We start from the raw sequence: 22,142 nt of genomic DNA, 5'->3' as shown, positions 1-22,142 counted from the left end.
GTATTATCCATTTTTGCAAAAATTATTGTGTAACAGATTTTAAACTAAATACATTTTGTCCGTTTTCAAACATCATAACTTGGGCATTAAAATTAGGCATTAGTATGTTGTTTAAAGCATTCAAATCCCAAGTGTTTGGGGTTTTAAACCATTCGGCAATATTCATTTCAATATTAAAAGTGGCATTATTTGTAATGGTAACCGCACCTAAATCAACTTTAAAAAAGGTGTCTTGAAATTTTTGTGGTGTTTTTGAGTTGTCAACCGCTTTAATGGTATGATAAGTATAACCTGTTTCGGTTGTGGTGTTATCGATAAACTTACCTTCTAATTGCATAAAATGATAACCGCCACCAAGCATTGCTGGAACACTCCATGAGGCTGAATTCAAATCTTGGTAATTGTTATAATTTGCGTCGTTATCAAATCCAAAGGTAAAATATACGTTACTATAATTTCCCGAAGGAATTGTAGAAGTTGAAATAAACTCTAGATTTGAATTGTTAGTAACATCAATTAAATGGTAACCATCTAATATGGTTTTTTCTCCGTTTGATTTTTGAAAGGTAATTTTTGAAATTAAATACCGAAGTTTAGTAATGCTTAATTGTTCTCCATTTGCATTGGTATATTGAATGGTGTTAAAATCTGTATTTGAAACTGATGTTCCATCCCAATTATGAGTGAAATTGAAAGTTGTATTGACTTGGGTTGCTACGTCGTCATTATCTTTGCTACAAGATGTGATAAGCAAATAAGTAAACACTATCGAGACTAATTTTTTCATTTATTTTATTTTAAAAATCAATACATCGGTAAACCCTTTATTTTCTGGAATATCAATATCCGAACTGTTAGTTTCTCCAACAACTATTATAGATTTATCGTTTAGCTCGACTGCATCATAAGCGAAATCAATGGCACTCCCTCCAATAGTTTTTTGCCATTCTAAATTTGCATCAGCATCTATTTTTAATATCCAAGCATCATTCTGTCCATTGTTATTTGTAACATCTCCATCGCTGCTTCTTGAACTTCCTGAAATTAAGAACCCATTGTTTTGGGTTTTTGAGATAGATCGAGCCACATCAAAACTGGTGCCTCCAAAAGTTTTCTCCCAAATTATATTGCCTAATGGTGATATTTTAATCACCCATAAATCGGCTGCACCTTGGTTTTCAGAAACGTCCAAATTATTGCTTCTAGTATCTCCAACTATAATATAATTGCCGTCATTTGAATTTGTAATACTCCTAGCTTCATCAATTTCTGTGCCTCCAAATGATTTCTCCCAGATTAAAGTTCCCGTTTCAGATATTTTAATCACCCAAAAATCGTAAGAGCCTTTATTGTTTGATATATCGACATCATTACTATCTGAAGAGCCTACTAAAATATAACCATTATCGTTAGTTTGAATAACATCGTAGGGGGTATCTGTAAATGTGCCACCATAAAATTTGCTCCATTGTTTGCTGCCATTAGCGTTAAGTTTAATAGCCCAATAATCGCCACCTGCGTGTTTTTTAGCAAAAGACTTACTATTGCCTAAGCCCCCAGAAGCAGTGACATCTAAAGCGCCAGTTATGAGGAAGCCATTATCATTGGTTTGTATTATTGAAATGCCATCATCAGCACCAGAAAAGCCAAAAGATTTTTGCCATGAAATATTACCTGAATCATCTAATTTTAAAATCCAAAAATCACTAGCTCCAGCATTTTCGGTTACATCACCATCTGCACTTTGGCTGAAACCAAAAATGGCAAATCCACCATCTACTGTTTGAATAATATCTGTGCCTCTATCGTCATCACTTCCTCCAAATGTTTTTTGCCATTGTAGGTTGTTGGCAGTATCAAATTTAAGTAGCCAATAATCAAACAAACCGTTTTGTTTATTAGTAACATCGCCATCATCACTTTGTGTATATCCAAAAACTGCATAGCCATTATCTGGAGTTTTAACAATTGCTTTTGCGCTTTCATTTTTAGAGCCACCATAGGATTTTATAAATTCTATTTCAGGTTGAAAAGGAATTATTTCTTTTGTGTCATTTTCGTTTTTTGAACAGTTTGCAAAAAAGAAAGTAAGGATAAAAAAGCATAATATTTTAAGGGGTTTTTTCAGCATGAAATAGTATAGTATTATGTGCCGCTTTTTCTAACGATAAATAAACCGCCTTCAATATCGCTAATAACAATATTTCCGCTTTCGAAATAAGGATATACATTCCAAACACCATTAAAATTTGCGCTATCATTTGATGGAAAAGTATCAAAATAACCAACTTCGGTCATGGCATTTGATGATGCGGCAATATTGGTAATATCCAGTATTCGTAATCCGGCTCTATAATTAGCTAAATAGTATGTGTTTCCTTTTACATAACCGTTATGGTCTATTGCTAATGTTGGGCCAAAATAAGTAGAAGATAATGTAGGATTATCTAAATCATTAAAATCGAAAACTAATGTTTTTGTATTGTTTCCAAAAAATTGTTCATCAAGTTCATCTCCTAAAATGAAATACTGTTGGTCTTCAGTAAACCAACCTTGATGCGTATAACCAGAATTTGAATACGTTATATCTGAAATAAATTGTGGATTTGCTTTGTCTGAAACATCAAGAATTACAACTTTATTTGTGCCAGAAGTACTACCATTACTGCCTATGTAAATTTGTTTTCCTGTGTAATCAGTATCAGGACCATTATATGTTATTACTTGTGCATCGTGCGAGTAACCATTTGCTGAATAACCACCGGCAGCAACAGGGTCTTTCGGATCAGAAATATCAACAAAGTTTGGACCACCACTATAGGTGTTACAGCCTACTAAATAAGCGAAACCTTCTTCCTCGTTAATTACTATATTATGGCAGCTTCCAACTCCGGTATAAACCGCATCAGTAGTAAACGTTTCAGGGGGATTTTCAACATTGCGTAAACGTGTTAAATCAAACACTTGCATACCATGAGCACCAACATTATCGGCAACTATAAAGGCATGGTCTTTATATACTTTAACATCACGCCAAGAATTAGCAACGGTTTCTGTTGGGACATTGCCTAAGTAAATCGGGTTTGTAGCTTCAGTAATATCAATAAAAGCAACGTTTGTATCCGTGGCTAATAACACATACTCATTACCCGTAGAAGGATCTGTCCAACCCCAAGAATCATTTCCTTCTAAAGCACCAAAGGTATTTATTGGTAAATGCGCCATTAAATCGTAATCCTTACAAGGGTAAACGCCTGCAAAACCATTTTCGCACGGAGACATAGCTCCGTTATCTGTTTCTTCAACAGACTTGACACCTTCATTATCACAAGAAAAAGTAGTTGAGAACAAAAAGCATCCTAAAATTAAAATTCTTAGAACATTAGTACTTTTTATAGGCAAGTTCATATTTTGAAATTTTTTAATTATTCTTTTTCAATATCTATTTTAATATCATAGCATTATATTAAAACAAACTATTTTTAGGATATATTATAATCTTAAAAATCTAATAAATAATAATTTAGGCAAATAATATTAAAAACAAAGTTAGTTTAATATTAGTTAAAAAGACTGACAACTCATCGATTTTAATGTTAAAATTGAATGCTCTAACCTTGAAAAAATGACTTCTTTTTAATGTTATAATATTAAAAGCATGCTGATTAATAAAAATAGCTTCTTACTTTTGCAGCATGATAGAAGATAAAAATCAACAAAGCACACAATTAAGTGATTTAGGCGAGTTTGCACTTATTGAACATTTAACTAAAAATTTTAAAATTAAACATAAATCGACCATTAAAGGTATTGGTGATGATGCAGCGGTTTTAGAAGTTAAAAATAATAAGATTGTTGTTACCACCGATTTACTTGTTGAAGGCGTGCATTTCGATTTAAGTTATATGCCGCTTAAACATTTGGGGTACAAGGCTGTAATTGTTAATTTATCTGATGTGTTTGCTATGAATGCTATGGCTACACAAATTACAGTATCTATTGCGGTGTCTAACAGGTTTCCGCTTGAAGCTCTAGAAGATTTGTATGCTGGAATTGATACTGCAGCTAATATTTATAATGTAGATGTTATAGGTGGAGATACAACATCTTCGACTAAGGGATTATTAATTTCTGTCACTGCTATCGGTGAAGTTGAAAATAATGATGAGGTGTACAGAAACGGTGCTAAGCCAAATGATTTACTTGTAGTTTCGGGCGATTTGGGTGCTGCATATATGGGGTTACAAGTTTTAGAACGCGAAAAAGAAGTGTATAAAGTAAACCCTAATAATCAACCAGATTTAGAACCTTATTCTTATATTATTGAGCGTCAATTAAAACCTGAAGCTAGAAAAGATATTGTTAAACTATTAAGCGATATGAATTTGAAACCTTCATCAATGATTGATATTAGCGATGGTTTGTCATCTGAAATTATTCATATTTGTAAGCAGAGTAAAGTGGGTTGCGATTTGTATGAAGAAAAAATCCCATTAGATCCTCAGGTCATTTCTACTTGCGAAGAATTTAATATTGATAGTACTACAGTTGCTTTAAATGGAGGTGAAGATTATGAGTTGTTATTTACGATATCTCAGGAGGATTATCCGAAGATTAAAGCGAATCCAAATTTTTCAATAATTGGTCATATAAAAGAAGAAAGCGCAGGTATACATTTAATTACTAGAGCCGAAACAAAAATACCAATAAAGGCGCAAGGGTGGAAAAATTTTAATGCTTAAAGACGAGTAAATTAGGATTAATCTTTTGGCGATTAATTTTAGAAATACGTTTCTTGTGAATATATTCTAAAACTTTATTTATCTCTTTATACTTGGAAGTGAGTTCTGTTAAATTACCATTACTACTAGTTGTAAATTCTTTTCTACAATTTTTACAGGTATATTCTTTAACATGATATGTAACCTCTCGTGCTACTTCTAAATCATGCCCAAACATTTTGCAATGAATGTTTTTCATAAACTTTAACTATTAATAATTACTACTTCTTTAGGAGAGACACTAAATGTATTAAAAAGTCATTAAAGTTATCAACAAGATGTTAATAAATCGACGAAGCGAATGATTTCTTCTTTAAACGTTGCATTCTTGAAGCATGTATACGACTTAAAATGTCATTTATTTCTTTAAACTTAGGAGTAAGTTCAGTTAAGTTGCCGTTGCTATTTGTTGTTAACTCTTTTTTGCAATGTCTGCAAGTATATTCTTTAACATGGTAGGTTACTTTTTTAGAGACTTGATAATCATGTCCAAAAAGATTGCAATACATTTTTGGGATAAAAGTAGGTTTGCTTGTAGTTTTTTTCATCTGTTTAAATTTTATTGGTTTTTTCCGTCAGATGTAATTCGCCTTTAAACATCTTGGATGAAATCAAGATATTATTATGGCTCATTTCATGCGTTAAAAATTTAGGGACAATAAACATAGGGAAAATAATCAATAAAAACGACAAAACGATATTAATTTTCGATGAAACGCATAATATTATGTAAGAATTCGTCTTTATTCTCAATATGGCACATATGTCCATCAGGAAATTCTACTACTTTTATACGCGCTTTTTTTGCTTGTAATACCAATGAATTGTAATTTAAAACAGGATCTTTTTTACTGATTATCATCATTACCTTAAATTTGTTTGAGCTTAAAACAGCTTCTCTATTCGGTCTAATTTTCATGCCTTCTAAAGCAGCAATAATGCCCTGTAAAGGTGTTTGTAAAGCTTCAGCAACTATTTGCTTTATTTCATTAATAAATATAGCTCTGTTTTTTGGTCTAAATAAATTATTAATTGCTATTCTAATAAATGTTTTATGGTTTTGTTTTACTGTTATAATGGCTCTATCTCTATTTTCTTTTTTTTCTTTTGAATCTTCTTCGGCAGTAGAATTCATCAAGTATAAACCTATGATGGCATCTGGATTTTTTTCCGCGAAAGAGAGTGCTACATAACCACCCATAGAATGCCCAATAAAAGTAGATTGTTTAATTTTTAAATGATTTAAAACGGTCTCAACGGCTTCAGACATAAGTTCCATGGAATGTATATAGCCTATGCAACCTGTTTGCCCATGCCCCAATAAATCAATACAAATAACTCTGTTTTTTTTAGTTAATTCTGGCAGAAAATCATGCCACATATTTGAGTTTTCTAAAAAACCGTGAAGCAAAACAATGGCTTGCCCTTTGCCTTCATCGGTATAAAAAATATTGATGCCTTTGTACTCTAAAATCATTTTTAAACTATATTAGACAAATATAAACCATGCCATGAATAAAACTAAAGAAACCTTTGTATTTGGCTTTGCATTATTTGCTGGATTTTTTGGCGCAGGAAATTTAATTTTGCCACCGTTATTAGGGTTTAATTCAGGTGCAGATTGGTGGTTGGTTGCTTTGGGTTTTATTACATCGGCAACTATAATTCCGTTATTGGCAATTTTTGCACATGCCAGATTACAAGGCACCATGTTTGATTTTGGTAAAAAAGTATCTCCGCTTTTTAGTTTAATTTTTTGCTTTTGCATGTATGCCATTACCATTGCGCTACCTTGCCCTAGAACAGCGGCTGTGACTCATGAAATGGCGATTGCACCTTTTTTTGATACAAGCGCATTACTTACTAGCATTGTTTATTTTGTATTAGCATTTATTTTTGTGATGAATCGGAACAAAGCATTAAGCATTCTTGGTAAATATTTAACGCCCATAATTGTTTTAATAGTATTGGCGATTATTGTTGTTGGTGTTTTTTCTGCTGAAACAACTATGAGTCCTTCAAGTTTTGAACTCCCTATAATAAGTGGATTGTTGGAAGGCTACCAAACATATGATGCTATGGCGGGTATGATTATGGGGGGTGTTGTATTGGTTTCAATAAACAACTCTAAAAACAAGTTATCTTTTATTGAAAAAAGAAAGATGGTTGCAAAATCTGGACTTATAGCAATGACAGGGCTATTTGTTATTTATGCAGGTTTAATTACCATTGGAGCGTTTTATAATGGGCAATTTGATAGCGGTATTTCTAGAACCAATCTCCTTTCTGGTTTGGCTACAAAAACTTTAGGAAATGTTGGGTCTACATTTTTAAGTGTGTTAGTTGCTTTGGCTTGTTTTACTACAGCTGTTGCTATTATTGTAAGTATTGCAGATTTTTTTAAGACCTATTTTAAGGAATCTCAAAAGGCTTATTTAATTACAACTATTATATGTTGTTTAGTTGGGATATTAGTTGGGCAAATGCAAGTTAAGTATATTATAGATGTAGCGCTACCTGCTTTAATGTTTATTTATCCATTGTGTATTGTACTTATTTTATTGAATGTTATTCCAGAAAAATTGGCATCAAAACTAGTTTTTAGAGGTGTTGTTTTAACCACTTTTATTTTTAGCATTCCAGATTTTTTAGGATTCATTATTAATTCAACTCATCTAGAATATGTTAAAAGTGTAATTCCTTTAGCTAGCCAAAATTTGGGTTGGATACTTCCAGCATTAATTACATTTTTAGTGTTAAATATTAAAACTTTTACGACTAAAGCTACATCTAATTAATTTGATGTATGGCAGTTCAAGATATTTCAATCTATTCTTATAAAGATATATTTTCTCTAAGCGTTATTCAATTTGAAAAAGCTTGTGTATTTAATAATCCTGAACAAATAGATGCCTATAATATCTATTGGATTAAAGATGGAAAAGGTGTTTATAATATAGATTTTGAAAGTTATGCTTTTGATGATAATGTACTTTTCTTTTTATCTCCAGGGCAAGTGTTTTCAGTTGAATCTGAAAAAATAAAAGAAGCATATAAACTAACTTTTGTTCGCGATTTCTATTGTATTCAAGCGCATGATAAAGAAGTGGCTTGTAATGGTATACTTTTTAATAACGTATACGAAACACCTTTTATAAAACCTTGTGAAAGCGATACAAGTAAACTTAATTTTATTTTAGAAAGCTTGATTGACGAATTTAAAAAAGAGGATGTAACTGCACAATACGATATGCTTCAAGCATATTTAAAACAATTTATAATTCATTCTGTTCGCATAAAAAAGGAGCATCATATTATAAAAAATAATGACGAAACAAAACTCTTTAAAGATTTCAGTCTATTAGTAGAGCAGAATTTTAAAACGCTGCATTCTGTTACAGATTATGCAAATCGTTTAGGTCTTTCCCCAAAATCTCTTACTAAACACTTTCAAAAAATAGGCTCACAAACACCAAGCTATTTTATAAAAAACAGAATTGTATTAGAAGCGCAGCGCCAACTAATTTATTCTAACAATTCTGTAAAGCAAATTGCTTACGGTTTAGGCTTTAACGATTCGGCTTATTTTACCAGATTTTTCAAAAAAGCGACCTCAAAATCACCACTTCAGTTTAAAAAAGACCAAAAAAACTAGTCTGTCCAAGCATTAGGAACTTTTGTCCATTTTTTCGCCTTACTCCCTGTTGCATATTTGCATTGTAATTATAAAGAAACAATTATGAATCTAACAGAAAATATGCAATGTCCTAATTGTTGGGGTTATCAAGAATATGATGACAATTACCCAGAAAGACAATTATGCGAATGCAAAAACACAAATAAATAAGTTAATAATAATTAAAGAGTAGAAATTATGAGTACAAGAATTGAAACATTAAATCCAGAAACAACTACAGGAAAATCAAAAGAATTATTTAACGCAGTTCAAAATAAATTAGGTTTTATCCCAAACTTAATTAAAGTATTTGGAAACTCACCTGCAACATTACAAACCTATTTGAGTTTGGGTGAGTTAACTGAAAGCGGAAACTTTAACAACAAATTTAGAGAGCAATTAGCATTAGCAATTGCAGAAGAAAACGCATGTAATTATTGCTTATCTGCTCATACAACCATTGGAAAAATGAATGGTTTAACTATTGAGGAAACAGAGCAAAACAGGCAAGGAATTGCAACAGATGCTAAAACCCAAGCAGGCTTACAATTTGCTCAAACAGTAACAAAAAATAGAGGTCAAGTTTCTTCGGAAGCTATTCAAGCAGTAAAAGAAGCTGGTTATAATGATGGCGACATTTTAGAAATTATTTTAAATGTAGTATCAAATACATTAACAAATTATGTAAATCATATAGCTGAAACAGAAGTGGATTTCCCAAGTGTTGAAGCTGGAAAATTTACAGTAACATCAAACTAAATATTTAAATAAAAACCAAAACAGAATCAAAATGAAAAATTTAATAGTAGGATTATTTTTAGTAGCCTTTACATTAACAGCTACTGCACAAGACAAAATGAATAAGGCAGTTGTTAAAATGGTATCTTTTGAACAAACAAAAGGTGAGTTTACACAAAAAGCATTAACACTTACCGAAGGGACATATGTGTTTAATGTAACAAATAACAATGCAGCACCAGAAGTGGGGTTGGTATTAATTGAAGATGGTAAAGATGGATCTAAACCCGAAAACCATATTGCTGATGCTTATGTTTCTCAAATGGTGAAGCATGGTAAAACAGAATCTTCAAAAGAGGTAAGACTTAAAAAAGGAACGTACAAGTATTTCTGTCCGTTTAATAAAACTCCAGAATATACTTTGGTTGTAAAATAAGTGGTTTGATGGTGATTGATTAGTAGTTGAAAAGGCGCTCATTTTTTTGAGTGCCTTTTCTAATTTTTCACCCTTTTAATTGCTGTAAAAGCTTTGTCAACATATTCATCTTCAACCAAAATGGTAAACTCGTTTGTGGTAGAAATTACTTCGTAAAGCACAACACCTTCCCATGCTAATCGCTTAAAAAAATGATAATATAATCCTGCAATTTTCGAGTTGTCTTGTGGTAAATTTATGGTTATTGCCGATAAATTATCTTGTACAGCAAGAAATGTTTCGTGTTTTAAATGTGTAGTAATATAACCTTTTAAACTACTAGAAATAATCATATTACTCTCGTGAATACCTCTGGTAAAGGTGTAAAATAATTTAGATTCATCATCTATCTTCTCTAATACTTTGGCATGATTGTGTATTAAAGTATTCGAATTTTTTACAGTAAAGTCTGTTAAGTTTGAACGGACCGTTATATCACCTAAATTCTGAAGCACACGTTTCATTTTTGCAGAATTAGATAATGTTACTGGGGGATTATAACGTCTTAATGCCATCATAACCGCACCTGGTTTAACTTCTTTTTTAAGCATTTCGCTAATTGGTTTTGTAAGCTCTATAGCCAAAGCACTAAAATTTATGATGTTTCTAGATAAAGCTTCTTCTAAATAAGGCTGCGAAATTAGTATGTCTTCTACACAGTTTGATACAGTTTTCATGTTAATTATATAACAATTTGTGCAAATGTAAACGTTTTTTTGTAAAAATATCTTTATTGAAGAAATGAGTTATAATTTTACATTGATTAAATCAATAAGAATGAAAGTATTAAAGTTTGGTGGTACATCGGTTGGGTCTGTAAAAAACATTACAAACGTTAAGAATATCATTAATGATGGCAATAAGAAAATTGTTGTTTTATCGGCTATGTCAGGAACCACAAATGAGCTGGTTGCTATTGCAAACCATATTAAAGATGAAAACTCAAATGAGGCCATTAATAAAATACACAAGCTTCATGAAATTTACAGTCTAACAATTGATGAGCTTTTAATAGATAAAACTTTAAATAATGAAACAAAAAATTATGTTTCAGATATTTTTAGTTTGTTAATAAACTCAACTTACAAACCGTTTTCAAACATATTAGAAAATACAATTTTAGCTCAAGGGGAATTGCTTTCAACCTATATATTCAACTGCTATTTAAAACAAGAAGGCATTCGTTCTGCAATATTGCCAGCCTTAAATTTTATGCGAATTGATACTGCTAAAGAACCTGATTTGCCTTATATAAAAAAACATTTTGAAACTGTTTTTAATACTGCCGAAACTTCAGATGTTTATATAACACAAGGTTTTATTTGTTTAGATGTTGATGATAAAATATCGAACTTACAACGTGGAGGTAGCGATTATACAGCAACAATAATAGGTGCTGTGATAAAAGCTGAAGAAGTACAAATTTGGACAGATATTGATGGGATGCATAACAACGACCCTAGGCACGTTGAAAACACCAAACCAATTTCAAATTTGTCTTATGATGAAGCTGCAGAATTAGCCTATTTTGGAGCAAAAATATTACATCCGCAAACCGTTACACCAGTTAGAGAATACAACATACCAGTAAGCTTAAAAAATACGATGAACCCTGAGGCTCATGGTACATTAATTTCTAGTATTACATCAGAAAATGGTATTAAAGCCATTGCTGCTAAAGATAATATTACGGCTATTAAAATTAAATCTGGGCGCATGCTTCAAGCACATGGGTTTTTAAAGAAAGTCTTTGAAGTTTTTGAGGTTTATGAAACGTCTATTGATATGATTACAACATCTGAAGTTGCCGTTTCACTTACCATTGATGATGATAGAAATTTAGATAAAATAGTTGCTGAACTCGAAAAATTTGCATTGATTGAGGTTGATAAAAACCAAAGCATTGTTTGTTTAGTAGGGCATTCAGTTGTAAATCATGAGTATACTTACAAGTTATTTAAAATTTTAAAAGATGTAAAAATAAGAATGATTTCTTACGGTGGAAGTAAAAATAATATCTCTCTATTAATAAATGCTGACGATAAAGTTAAAACACTAAGAAAACTAAACAATTATTTATTTGAGTTAGTCACAGTATAAATATATGTAAATTGCAGTTTTAGTGTTGTATTTTGAGGGTCGTTTATTAACGACCCTCATTTGTTTTTATGAGTTCATTAAGTCTTCAATCTCATCTGCTTCAATAGGAATATTTCGCATTAAATTAAAAGGCTCTCCATTGTTTTGAATAACAACATCATCTTCTAATCGAATGCCAAAACCTTCTTTTGGAATATAAATACCTGGTTCCACAGTAAATACCATATTAGCTTGCATAGGTTCTGTTAAAATACCATAATCATGTGTGTCTAATCCCATGTGGTGGCTGGTACCGTGCATAAAATATTTTTTGTAAGCAGGCCAGTTTGGGTCTTCGTTTTGTACATCGGCTTTATCAAGTAAACCTAAACTTAATAATTCAGAGGTCATTAATTTACCAACTTCAACATGGTAATCTGCCCAAATAGTTCCAGGAACAAGCATTTTAGTTGCTTCATTTTTTACGTGATTAACAGCATTATAAACAGCTTTTTGTCTTACAGAAAACTTACCAGAAACGGGAATAGTTCGAGTCATATCACTAGAATAGTTAGCATATTCAGCTCCAACATCTAATAAAATTAAATCGCCTGTTTTACATTGTTGGTTATTTTCAACATAATGTAATACATTAGCATTGTTTCCAGAAGCGACAATTGGTGTATAAGCAAATCCTTTTGAGCGATTATTTAAAAACTCATGCATAAATTCTGCTTCAATATTATACTCCCAAACTCCAGGTTTTACAAAGTTTAAAATACGACGGAATCCTTTTTCGGTAATATTACAAGCTTGTTGCAATAAATCAATTTCTATTTGATCTTTAACTGAGCGTAAGCGTTGTAAAATAGGGTTGCTTTTGGCTACCGCATGTGCAGGATATTTATCTTTTAACCATTTTGTAAAACGATCTTCGCGAGTTTCGGTTTCAACATTTGCTCTATAATGCTCGTTAGTATTTATATAAACGGTATCGCATTGCGTCATAAGTTCAAACATAATTTTTTCTAGGTCTTGTAACCAGTAAACAGTTTTAATTCCTGAGGTTTCAAACGCTTTTTCTTTGGTTAGCTTTTCGCCTTCCCAAACAGCAATATGTTCGTTAGTTTCTTTTAAAAATAGAATTTCACGATGACTTTCTTTTGGGCAATCTGGAAATAAAACTAAGATGCTTTCTTCTTGATCTACACCACTTAAATAAAAAATATCGCGATGTTGCTCGAAAGGCATGGTGCTATCTGCGCTTATTGGATAGATGTCGTTTGAATTAAAAACAGCTAAACTATTAGGCTTCATGTTCGAAGCAAAATTTTTTCTGTTTCTTATAAAGAGCTTAGAATTAATAGGATGATATTTCATAATTGATATAGAATTTATGGGATAAATGTAATAATTCTAAGCAAATCATTAGGTATAATTTATTATATTTGGTAATCCCTCAGATTTTTTTTGAAAAACTATCAAAGAGTACATAGCCTTAGTTGTAAGAGTTAAATATTTAGTCTTTCAATTTTTTACATTAACACTAATACATAAAATGATGAAGAAAATTACGTTAATAATGGCATTATTATTCAGTTTGATTTTAACTGAAAGTTTACTTGCTCAAAAGATGCTTAAAGAAATACCTTTAGAGCAACAAATTGACAACTCGAGTTTGGTTGTCGAGGGGAAAGTTATAGCAAAAAAATCATTTTGGGATGATAACCATCACAACATATATACGAGAAATACAGTTGAGATATATAAAGTTTTTAAAGGAGAACAATCCGAAACTGTTGAGGTTATTACTATTGGTGGCACAATTGGAGATAAGGCATTAATAGTTTCTCCTAGTTTAGAGTTAAGAAGAGGAGACATTGGAATATTTACTTTATACGATAATAATATTCCCTCAGAATTAGAAGCTAAATCATCAAATAAAAAATATAGAACATATAGTTCGTTACAAGGATTTTATAAGTATAATTTATATGAAGATGTCGCTGTAAATCCTTTTAGTAAAAAGAAAGGAATTTCAAATTCGTTTTATAATGAAATAATGAATTACACAAAATCTGATTACATAGAAGTATTGGAGTTTAAAACAAATAATTTCTCTAAATCGAATAAATCTAACGTTTTCTTACCCCCAGCTTCTATAACTTTTACTCCTACTACGGCTACGGCTGGGACAGGGTTTTTGTTAACAATCAATGGGTCTGGTTTTGGTGGTACACAAGGGAAAGTTGGGTTTAGTAATGCAGATGATGGTGGAGCTACCTTCGTTAATGCTTTAGATAGTCAAGTGCAATCTTGGGGAGACACTCAAATTACAGTTGAAGTTCCATCTGGAGCAGGAACAGGTTCAATTTTAATTACACATGATGATACTACTACAGGCGTATCTGCATCATCTTTAACAATTACTTATGCACAACTCAATGTAACTTTTGATCCAGATGATGAAACAGGGCAAAATCCTGCAGGACCTAATGGTCCACTAGGAGATTATGCATACCAAACTAGGCATATAAATGATAATGTGGTTGGAGGCTATACATGGTCAATGCAAACAGACTTCTTTAACGATTCAGAATTTCCTGGAGCCAAAGTAGATTTTGAAAGTGCACTAGACAAATGGCGTTGCGAAACTAAAGTGAACTGGACTGTAAGTGGTTCTGCTACAGGAGCAGATGTTGTAGCTTCAGATGGGATTAATGTGGTTAAATTTGATAACAATGCAGTGCCTGCAGATGATTTACCTGATGGGGTTTTAGGAAGGTGTTCTAGTTGGTATTCTGGATGTGGTGCTTTTGGCAATGCATCTAGTTGGAATTGGCATGTAGTAGAATTGGATATTGTTTTTGATGATGAAACTAACTGGCACTTTGGTGCGGGTTTGCCAGCATTCACAGAGTATGATTTTGAAAGTGTAGCATTGCATGAACTAGGACATGGGCATCAGTTGGGACATACTAATGATCTTGTTATTGACGGTGATAATATGGACGATGTAATGCACTATGCAATTTCTAATGGTGAGCAACAACGTGTATTTACAGCAAATAATATAGCAGGCGCAAATGATGTTCATAGCAGAAGCACTTCTTTAGTTGCCTGCAGTCAGACATTAATGACAGATTCTTCTATTTGTAATTTAAGCGTTGAAGAAGATGAACTTAATGCGGCTATTAACTTATACCCCAACCCAGCAAAAGACCAATTTTATATCAACAATGCGTCATATATTAATTTGCAAAAAGCGGTTATTTATGATGTTAGTGGTAGGTTGATTTCTGAACATGATATTTCAAACACTTCAAAAACAAAAACCATTAAAATACCAAGTGCATCAAAAGGCATTTATTTTGTAAATATTCATTCCGATTCTGCAGTGATTACGAAAAAGATAGTATTAGATTAAGTAAATCGATAAATAATATGAAAGCCTGTGGAGTCAGTTTTACAGGCTTTTTTTATGACTAAATTATAAGGTTTAAATAAAATGAATAGTTAAATTTTGCTAGAACATTAAGAATAGTTAATTTTCATCACAATAAAATCAATCAATATGAGACTTCAAAAACACCTTATTATTTGCTTCCTTTTCTGTTCTTGTTTTGGCTTTAGCCAACAAGCATCAACATCTGTAAAAGTTTTGAAAAAAGCGATTCAACAAAAACAAGAACTCGCTCAAAACTCATTAGTTAAAAACGTATCCTTTGATAATATAGGGCCAACAATAATGAGCGGCAGGGTTGTAGATTTAGATGTAAACCCTAATAATCCAACAGAATTTTATGTTGGTTATGCTTCTGGTGGTGTTTGGCATACAACCAATAATGGTTCTACATTTGAGCCAATTTTAGACACTTCAAACACTCAAAACGTTGGAGATATTGCCGTAGACTGGAAAACGAGAACCATTTGGGTTGGTACTGGAGAAAACAATTCATCGCGTTCTAGTTATGCTGGAATTGGGATTTTGAAATCTTCTGATAATGGAAAAACTTGGGTAAATGTTGGGTTACCAGATTCTCATCACATTGGTCGAATTCTTATTAATCCCTATAACCCTGATGAAGTTGTAATTGGTGTAACAGGTCATTTATATTCGCCAAATAAAGAGCGTGGTATTTATAAAACTACTGATGGAGGAAAGACCTGGAAACAAAACCTTTTTGTTGATGACGTAAGTGGTATTATTGATGTGCAATATGCGCCAAATAATTACAATGTGATGTTTGCTTCATCGTGGACAAAAGACAGAAAAGCATGGAATTTTAATGGAAGTGGAAATAATTCAGCAATTTATAAAAGTACAGATGCTGGTAATACTTGGACTAAAGTATCTACTCCAAAAAGTGGATTTCCTACTGGCGATGGTGTTGGTAGAATTGGTTTAGCTGTTTTTAACGAAAACATAATTTATGCTTTACACGACAGTCAATTTAGAAGGGCTTCAGAAAATAAAGAAGAAGATAAAAAAGGCTTAACTAAAGAAGATTTTAAAACCATGACCGTTGAATCTTTTTTAAACCTTGAAGATAAAAAGCTCAATGGGTTTTTAAAAACTAACGGATTTCAAGAAAAATATCGTGCCGAAAATGTAAAACAAATGGTAAGAAGCGGCAACGTAAAACCAATCGATTTGGCTAAATACTTAGAAGATGCCAACACTATGCTTTTCGACACACCTGTAATTGGAGCTGAGGTTTATAAAAGTATTGATGGTGGTAAAACATGGCAAAAAACACACGAAAACTATATTGACGATTTGTATTATAGTTATGGCTATTATTTTGGAGAAATACGAGTTGACCTTCAAAATAAAGATGGTATTTACATTATGGGGGTGCCTATTTTAAAATCTAAAGATGGCGGAAAAACATTTGCATCCATCAGTAAAGAAAACGTACATGCAGATCATCAAGCGCTTTGGGTAAATCCAGAAAAATCAGGACATTTAATTAACGGAAATGATGGGGGTTTAAATATGAGCTATGACGATGGCGAGAGTTGGGAAAAATTAAATGTAACCTCTGTAGGTCAATTTTATGCCATAAATGTAGATAACGAAACACCATATAATGTTTATGGCGGTTTACAAGATAATGGCGTTTGGGTTGGTGCTCATAATGCTGGTGTTAATAAACGTTGGCAACAAAGTGGTCAGAACCCTTGGGAGAGTATTATGGGAGGCGATGGGATGCATATTCAAATTGATAGCAGAAACTCAAATATTGTTTATACAGGGTATCAATTCGGAAATTATTTTAGAATCAATCGAGAAACTAAAGCACAAAAATATATTCAACCAAAACATGAATTAGGAGAAAATCCGTATCGATTTAATTGGCAAACCCCTATTTTATTGTCGCCTCATAATCAAGATATTTTATATTTAGGTGGAAATAAATTGATGCGTTCTATGAATCAGGGAGATGATTGGACTGCCATTAGTAACGATTTAACCAATGGAGGGAAAGCAGGAAATGTTGCTTATGGCACATTAACAACCATTAGCGAATCGCCTTTTCAATTTGGGTTAATTTATACAGGAAGCGATGATGGATTAATTTATGTCACTAAAAACGCTGGTGGTAGTTGGGAGAATATTTCAAACGAATTGCCAAAGGATTTGTGGGTAACACGCGTTATCGCATCGCAGCATAAAAAAGAACGTGTTTATGTGACTTTAAACGGATATCGTTGGGATAATTTTTCGGTGTATGTTTATATGAGTGATGATTACGGGAATACGTGGAAAAATATTAGTTCAAATATTCCATTATCACCAGTAAACGTGATTAAAGAAGATCCTAAAAACGAGAATATTTTATATGTAGGAACAGATAATGGCGCATACGTATCTTTTAATAAAGGTGAAAAATGGGACGTTTTTAGCAAAGGATTACCAAGTGTTGCGGTTCACGATTTGGTTATTCAGCCTAAAGCTAACGATTTACTTTTAGGAACACACGGGAGAAGCATTTACAAAACCAATATTAAACATTTACAAAAAATGAATGCATCAAAAATGAATCAATCTATTGTGCTTTTTGACGTTGAAGATGTTAAGCATTCTTTACGTTGGGGAAGTAGTTTTAGTGCCTGGTCTAAGGTTTTTGAGCCTTCAATTGATATTAGTTTTTATGCAAATAAAACTGGAGAGCAAACCATTAAAATCTTATCTGAAAATAACTCAGAACTAAATGTAATAAAAGTAAATGCAGAGAAAGGATTCAATACTATTGAATACGATTTAACCATTTCTGAAAAAGCACAAAAATCATTAATGAAAGAGAATACAAGTGTTAAAATTAATAAAGCCGAAAATGGTAAATATTACTTGCCAAAAGGCGAATATGGTGTTAGAATTGGTTCAGAAAAATCAATTATTCAAATAAAATAAAGTTTCTAAATTAAAATGGTTCTAAATACAAATTTTAAAGGCGTAACTTTTTGTCTATAACTTTATTGTAAAGTACCTTTGTAACTATATAAATAACTTCATAATAATGAGCGGATTTTTTAAATCTTCGATTGGAAGAAAAGTAGCCATGGCGCTTTCTGCGTTCTTCCTTATGTTTTTCTTAATTATTCATTTAGCAGTAAATATTACATCACTTTTTAGTGAAGATTTGTTTAATGAATTATCCCATTTCATGGGCACAAACCCATTAATTCAATTTGCTTTACAACCCGTTTTAATTTTTGGTGTGGTATTTCATTTTGTTATGGGATTCATATTAGAATTAAAAAACAAAAAAGCAAACGGTGTAAGTTATGCTAGAAATAACGGTGCTGCAAATTCTACTTGGATGAGTAGGAATATGATTTATAGCGGATTGGTTATTTTAGCTTTTCTTGTTTTACATTTTGCTGATTTTTGGGTTCATGAAATCAATGTAAAATACGTTAATGTTCAACCAGAAGAGCCAACACGATATTTTCACGAGTTACAAGAAAAGTTTGTTCCTGCCTGGAGAGTTGCTGCTTATGTGGTTTCTTTTGTGTTGTTAGGCTTGCATTTGGCACATGGGTTTACCTCAGCTTTTCAATCTATGGGTTCAACGGTTGGGCGTAAAAAAACGCTTCAAAATATAGGTAAGGCATATTCGATTATTATTCCTTTAGGATTTATAATTATTGCACTTTTCCATCATCTTAACCATTAATCTAAAAAAATATTATGGCTTTAGATTCAAAAGTACCAAAAGGTCCAATTAAAGATAAATGGACAGATTATAAAAATAAAATTGACCTTGTAAATCCTGCCAATAAACGTCATATCGATGTTATTGTTGTTGGTACAGGTTTAGCTGGTGGTTCAGCAGCTGCAACGTTAGCTGAGTTAGGGTATAACGTAAAGGCATTTGCTTATCAAGATTCTCCGCGTCGTGCACACTCTATTGCCGCTCAAGGCGGAATAAATGCAGCAAAAAATTATCAAGGTGACGGCGATTCAACTCATAGATTATTTTACGATACTGTAAAAGGTGGCGATTACCGTTCGCGTGAAGCTAATGTGTATCGTTTAGCCGAAGTTTCAGCTAATATTATAGATCAATGCGTAGCTCAAGGTGTTCCTTTTGCACGTGATTATGGCGGATTATTAGATAACCGTTCGTTTGGTGGTGTATTAGTTTCAAGAACATTTTACGCCAAAGGTCAAACAGGACAACAATTATTATTAGGTGCATATTCAGCTATGAACCGTCAGATTGCTCGTGGTAAAATAGAAATGTTTAACCGTCACGAAATGCTTGATGTTGTTATTGTTGATGGAAAAGCACGTGGAATTATTGCACGTAATTTAATTACTGGCGAAATAGAAAGACATTCGGCTCACGCCGTAGTTGTGGGTTCTGGCGGGTACGGAAATGTTTATTTCTTATCGACAAACGCAATGGGTTCTAACGCTACTGCAGCTTGGAAAATTCATAAAAAAGGAGCGTATTTCGCAAACCCTTGTTATACACAGATTCACCCAACATGTATTCCTCGAAGTGGAGATTATCAGTCTAAATTAACATTGATGTCTGAATCACTTCGTAACGATGGACGTATTTGGGTGCCTAAAAATATGGAAGATGTTATGGCAATCCGTGAAGGTCGCAAAAAGCCAACCGATTTATCTGAAGACGAACGTGATTATTACTTAGAACGCCGTTATCCAGCTTTTGGAAATTTAGTGCCTCGTGATGTAGCATCTCGTGCAGCAAAAGAACGCTGCGATGCGGGTTATGGTGTTAATGCTACTGGGGAAGCGGTGTATTTAGATTTTGCTGCAGCTTTTGAACGTTATGGAAAAGAACAAGCTAAAATTCATAATATAGAGAATGCATCTGCCGAAAAAATATACGAATTAGGTCAAGCTATAGTAGAAGCTAAGTATGGTAACCTATTCCAAATGTATGAGAAGATTGTAGATCAAAATCCATACAAAACACCAATGATGATTTATCCAGCGGTACATTATACTATGGGAGGTGTTTGGGTTGATTATAATTTAATGACAACTATTCCTGGTTGTTACTGTATTGGGGAAGCAAATTTCTCAGATCATGGAGCTAACCGCTTAGGTGCATCTGCTTTAATGCAAGGTTTAGCCGATGGTTATTTTGTATTACCGTATACTATTGGAGATTATTTATCCGATGATATTCGAACAGGAAAAATTCCAACGGATACTAAGGAATTTGATGAAGCAGAAAAAGAAGTAAGCGATAGAATTAATTTCTTTGTAAATAATAAAGGAACAAAATCTGTAGATTATTTCCATAAGAAGTTAGGAAAAGTAATGTGGGATAAGGCAGGAATGTCTAGAAATGCAACAGGTTTAAAAGAGGCTATGGCTGAAATTAAAGCGATTCGAGAAGAATTCTGGAAAGAAGTTTCAGTTCCAGGAACGGCAAATGAAATGAATCCAGAACTTGAAAAAGCAGGTCGTGTTGCCGATTTCTTAGAGCTTGGAGAATTATTTGCCAAAGATGCTTTAATGCGCGAAGAGTCTTGTGGCGGCCATTTTAGAGAAGAGTCTGCAGAAGAATCTGGACCACAAAAAGGAGAAGCAAAACGTAATGATAAAGACTTTGCTTTTGTAGCAGCATGGGAATATAAAGGAGAGCCTGCTGAAGCGGTTTTACATAAAGAAGAATTAGAATTTAAAGATATTGAGTTGAAGCAGAGGAGTTATAAGTAGTATAGCCATTAGGCAAAAGCAATAAGATGACTAAAGTAAAATCATATAAAGATTTGTTGATTTGGCAAAAAGGTATTGAAATTGTTAAAGAAACTTATTTAGTATGTAAAGAAATTCCAAATGAGGAATTGTATGGATTACAGAATCAAATTAAACGTTCGTCTGTTTCTATATCATCAAATATAGCTGAAGGTTGGGGTCGAAATTATACTAAAAATTATATTCAATTTTTAAAATATTCAAGAGGCTCTTTACTAGAACTAGAAACTCAAATAATAATAGCAAAGGAATTAGATTTTATTTCAACAGAAAGTTTTAATAAAATTTAAGGTTTAATAACCGAAGAGAGTAAAATGTTAAATGCCTTCATTAAATCAATAGACAAATAGCTTTTGCCTAATGACTTTTGGCTAATAAACTAAAACAATGAATCTAACACTTAAAATTTGGAGACAAAAAGACTCAAATGCAAAGGGTCAAATGGTCGATTATAAAGTTACTGATATTTCAGAGCATATGTCTTTCTTAGAAATGATGGATGTTTTGAATGAACAATTAGTAAACGCAGGCGAAGAACCCGTAGCATTCGATCACGATTGTCGTGAAGGTATTTGTGGAATGTGCTCCATGTATATAAACGGCGAAGCTCACGGACCAGATAGAGGCATTACTACGTGTCAATTACATATGCGTATGTTTAAAGATGGGGATACGATTACTATCGAGCCATTTAGAGCAGCAGCGTTTCCTGTAATTAAAGATTTAGTTGTAGATAGAATGGCGTTTGAAAGGATTCAACAGGCTGGGGGTTATATTTCTGTAAATACATCAGGAAACACACAAGATGCGAATTCTATTCCAATTTCTAAGCACTCAGCCGATGAAGCTATGGATGCTGCAACTTGTATTGGTTGTGGGGCATGTGTAGCTACTTGTAAAAATTCATCAGCTATGTTATTTGTTGGTGCAAAAGTATCTCAATATGCATTATTGCCACAAGGACAAATTGAAGCTGCCGATCGTGTTAAAAACATGGTGGCTCAAATGGATTTAGAAGGTTTTGGAAACTGTACTAATACAGGAGCATGTGAGATTGAATGCCCTAAAGGGATTTCGTTAGATAACATCGCTCGAATGAATAGAGAATTGATGAAGGCTAATATATAATACTTTGTCATGCTG

The 22,142-nt window shown here is 32.6% G+C and carries 20 protein-coding genes; 12 read left to right on the top strand and 8 right to left on the bottom strand.

What is annotated here, in order from left to right:
• Window positions 1-22: 22 nt before the first annotated feature.
• From RG22_RS06945 to RG22_RS06935, 3 genes are read right to left on the bottom strand one after another with little or no spacing between them, the layout of a single operon-like run.
• Window positions 23-787, bottom strand: coding sequence for an MbnP family protein (locus RG22_RS06945; RefSeq protein ID WP_034041999.1), 765 nt, complete (start codon window positions 785-787; stop codon window positions 23-25).
• Entirely contained in the window at window positions 788-2,131 is a 1,344-nt protein-coding gene (locus tag RG22_RS06940; protein WP_052143669.1) for a hypothetical protein, read from the bottom strand.
• 14 nt (window positions 2,132-2,145) lie between these two features.
• Window positions 2,146-3,408 carry a choice-of-anchor B family protein gene (locus tag RG22_RS06935; RefSeq protein ID WP_034041997.1) on the bottom strand — a complete coding sequence of 421 codons (1,263 nt, stop codon included), beginning with the start codon at window positions 3,406-3,408 and terminating at the stop codon, window positions 2,146-2,148.
• A 287-nt stretch (window positions 3,409-3,695) separates the two neighbouring features.
• Between RG22_RS06935 and thiL the strand changes: the two genes are divergently transcribed.
• Window positions 3,696-4,742, top strand: a complete 1,047-nt coding sequence (thiL, locus tag RG22_RS06930; protein ID WP_034041995.1) for a thiamine-phosphate kinase — start codon at window positions 3,696-3,698, stop codon at window positions 4,740-4,742.
• Here the strand turns inward: thiL and RG22_RS06925 are convergent.
• The 3 genes from RG22_RS06925 to RG22_RS06915 all read right to left on the bottom strand — a co-directional run bounded on the left by RG22_RS06925 (window position 4,732) and on the right by RG22_RS06915 (window position 6,258).
• Complete coding sequence (locus RG22_RS06925; RefSeq protein ID WP_034041993.1) at window positions 4,732-4,980, bottom strand: hypothetical protein; 249 nt, start codon at window positions 4,978-4,980, stop codon at window positions 4,732-4,734. The two genes, thiL and RG22_RS06925, sit on opposite strands and share 11 nt — an antisense overlap.
• An 82-nt stretch (window positions 4,981-5,062) precedes the next feature.
• Window positions 5,063-5,329 (bottom strand): hypothetical protein, encoded by a 267-nt coding sequence (locus RG22_RS06920; RefSeq protein ID WP_034041991.1) that lies wholly within the window; start codon window positions 5,327-5,329, stop codon window positions 5,063-5,065.
• A 152-nt stretch (window positions 5,330-5,481) separates the two neighbouring features.
• The gene (locus RG22_RS06915) at window positions 5,482-6,258 is read right to left on the bottom strand and encodes an alpha/beta fold hydrolase (protein ID WP_034041990.1); all 777 of its coding nucleotides are present in this window, start codon (window positions 6,256-6,258) and stop codon (window positions 5,482-5,484) included.
• Window positions 6,259-6,292: 34 nt separating this feature from the next.
• Here RG22_RS06915 and brnQ point away from each other — a divergent pair, with 34 nt between their 5' ends.
• The 4 genes from brnQ to RG22_RS06895 all read left to right on the top strand — a co-directional run bounded on the left by brnQ (window position 6,293) and on the right by RG22_RS06895 (window position 9,631).
• Window positions 6,293-7,579, top strand: coding sequence for a branched-chain amino acid transport system II carrier protein (brnQ, locus tag RG22_RS06910; RefSeq protein ID WP_034041988.1), 1,287 nt, complete (start codon window positions 6,293-6,295; stop codon window positions 7,577-7,579).
• 8 nt (window positions 7,580-7,587) lie between these two features.
• The gene (locus RG22_RS06905; protein ID WP_034041987.1) at window positions 7,588-8,436 is read left to right on the top strand and encodes a helix-turn-helix domain-containing protein; all 849 of its coding nucleotides are present in this window, start codon (window positions 7,588-7,590) and stop codon (window positions 8,434-8,436) included.
• A gap of 219 nt (window positions 8,437-8,655) precedes the next feature.
• Window positions 8,656-9,216 (top strand): carboxymuconolactone decarboxylase family protein, encoded by a 561-nt coding sequence (locus RG22_RS06900; protein WP_034041985.1) that lies wholly within the window; start codon window positions 8,656-8,658, stop codon window positions 9,214-9,216.
• Window positions 9,217-9,247: 31 nt separating this feature from the next.
• Entirely contained in the window at window positions 9,248-9,631 is a 384-nt protein-coding gene (locus tag RG22_RS06895) for a cupredoxin domain-containing protein (protein ID WP_034041983.1), read from the top strand.
• 59 nt (window positions 9,632-9,690) lie between these two features.
• Here the strand turns inward: RG22_RS06895 and RG22_RS06890 are convergent, their stop codons facing one another.
• Window positions 9,691-10,347, bottom strand: a complete 657-nt coding sequence (locus RG22_RS06890; protein WP_034041982.1) for a hypothetical protein — start codon at window positions 10,345-10,347, stop codon at window positions 9,691-9,693.
• Between the two features lie 100 nt (window positions 10,348-10,447).
• Here RG22_RS06890 and RG22_RS06885 point away from each other — a divergent pair, with 100 nt between their 5' ends.
• Window positions 10,448-11,770 carry an aspartate kinase gene (locus RG22_RS06885; RefSeq protein ID WP_034045835.1) on the top strand — a complete coding sequence of 441 codons (1,323 nt, stop codon included), beginning with the start codon at window positions 10,448-10,450 and terminating at the stop codon, window positions 11,768-11,770.
• A 66-nt stretch (window positions 11,771-11,836) separates the two neighbouring features.
• Here RG22_RS06885 and RG22_RS06880 read toward each other — a convergent pair whose 3' ends face one another.
• Complete coding sequence (locus RG22_RS06880; RefSeq protein ID WP_034041980.1) at window positions 11,837-13,129, bottom strand: aminopeptidase P family protein; 1,293 nt, start codon at window positions 13,127-13,129, stop codon at window positions 11,837-11,839.
• A gap of 178 nt (window positions 13,130-13,307) precedes the next feature.
• Between RG22_RS06880 and RG22_RS06875 the strand changes: the two genes are divergently transcribed.
• From RG22_RS06875 to RG22_RS06850, 6 genes are all read left to right on the top strand, one after another.
• The gene (locus RG22_RS06875; RefSeq protein WP_081997688.1) at window positions 13,308-15,176 is read left to right on the top strand and encodes a T9SS type A sorting domain-containing protein; all 1,869 of its coding nucleotides are present in this window, start codon (window positions 13,308-13,310) and stop codon (window positions 15,174-15,176) included.
• 147 nt (window positions 15,177-15,323) lie between these two features.
• Complete coding sequence (locus RG22_RS06870; RefSeq protein ID WP_034041976.1) at window positions 15,324-18,167, top strand: WD40/YVTN/BNR-like repeat-containing protein; 2,844 nt, start codon at window positions 15,324-15,326, stop codon at window positions 18,165-18,167.
• A 106-nt stretch (window positions 18,168-18,273) separates the two neighbouring features.
• On the top strand, window positions 18,274-18,933 hold the full coding sequence (locus RG22_RS06865) for a succinate dehydrogenase cytochrome b subunit (protein ID WP_034041973.1): 660 nt from the start codon (window positions 18,274-18,276) through the stop codon (window positions 18,931-18,933).
• A gap of 14 nt (window positions 18,934-18,947) precedes the next feature.
• Entirely contained in the window at window positions 18,948-20,960 is a 2,013-nt protein-coding gene (locus RG22_RS06860) for a fumarate reductase/succinate dehydrogenase flavoprotein subunit (protein ID WP_034041972.1), read from the top strand.
• Window positions 20,961-20,986: 26 nt separating this feature from the next.
• On the top strand, window positions 20,987-21,289 hold the full coding sequence (locus tag RG22_RS06855) for a four helix bundle protein (RefSeq protein WP_052143668.1): 303 nt from the start codon (window positions 20,987-20,989) through the stop codon (window positions 21,287-21,289).
• A 97-nt stretch (window positions 21,290-21,386) separates the two neighbouring features.
• Window positions 21,387-22,127, top strand: coding sequence for a succinate dehydrogenase/fumarate reductase iron-sulfur subunit (locus tag RG22_RS06850; protein ID WP_034041970.1), 741 nt, complete (start codon window positions 21,387-21,389; stop codon window positions 22,125-22,127).
• Window positions 22,128-22,142 lie beyond the last annotated feature (15 nt).

The organism is Wocania ichthyoenteri Th78, assembly GCF_000789235.1.
GTDB lineage: Bacteria > Bacteroidota > Bacteroidia > Flavobacteriales > Flavobacteriaceae > Wocania_A > Wocania_A ichthyoenteri.
The sequence above is the reverse complement of the archived record's forward strand: the minus strand, read 5'-3'. Positions and strand labels throughout refer to the sequence as shown.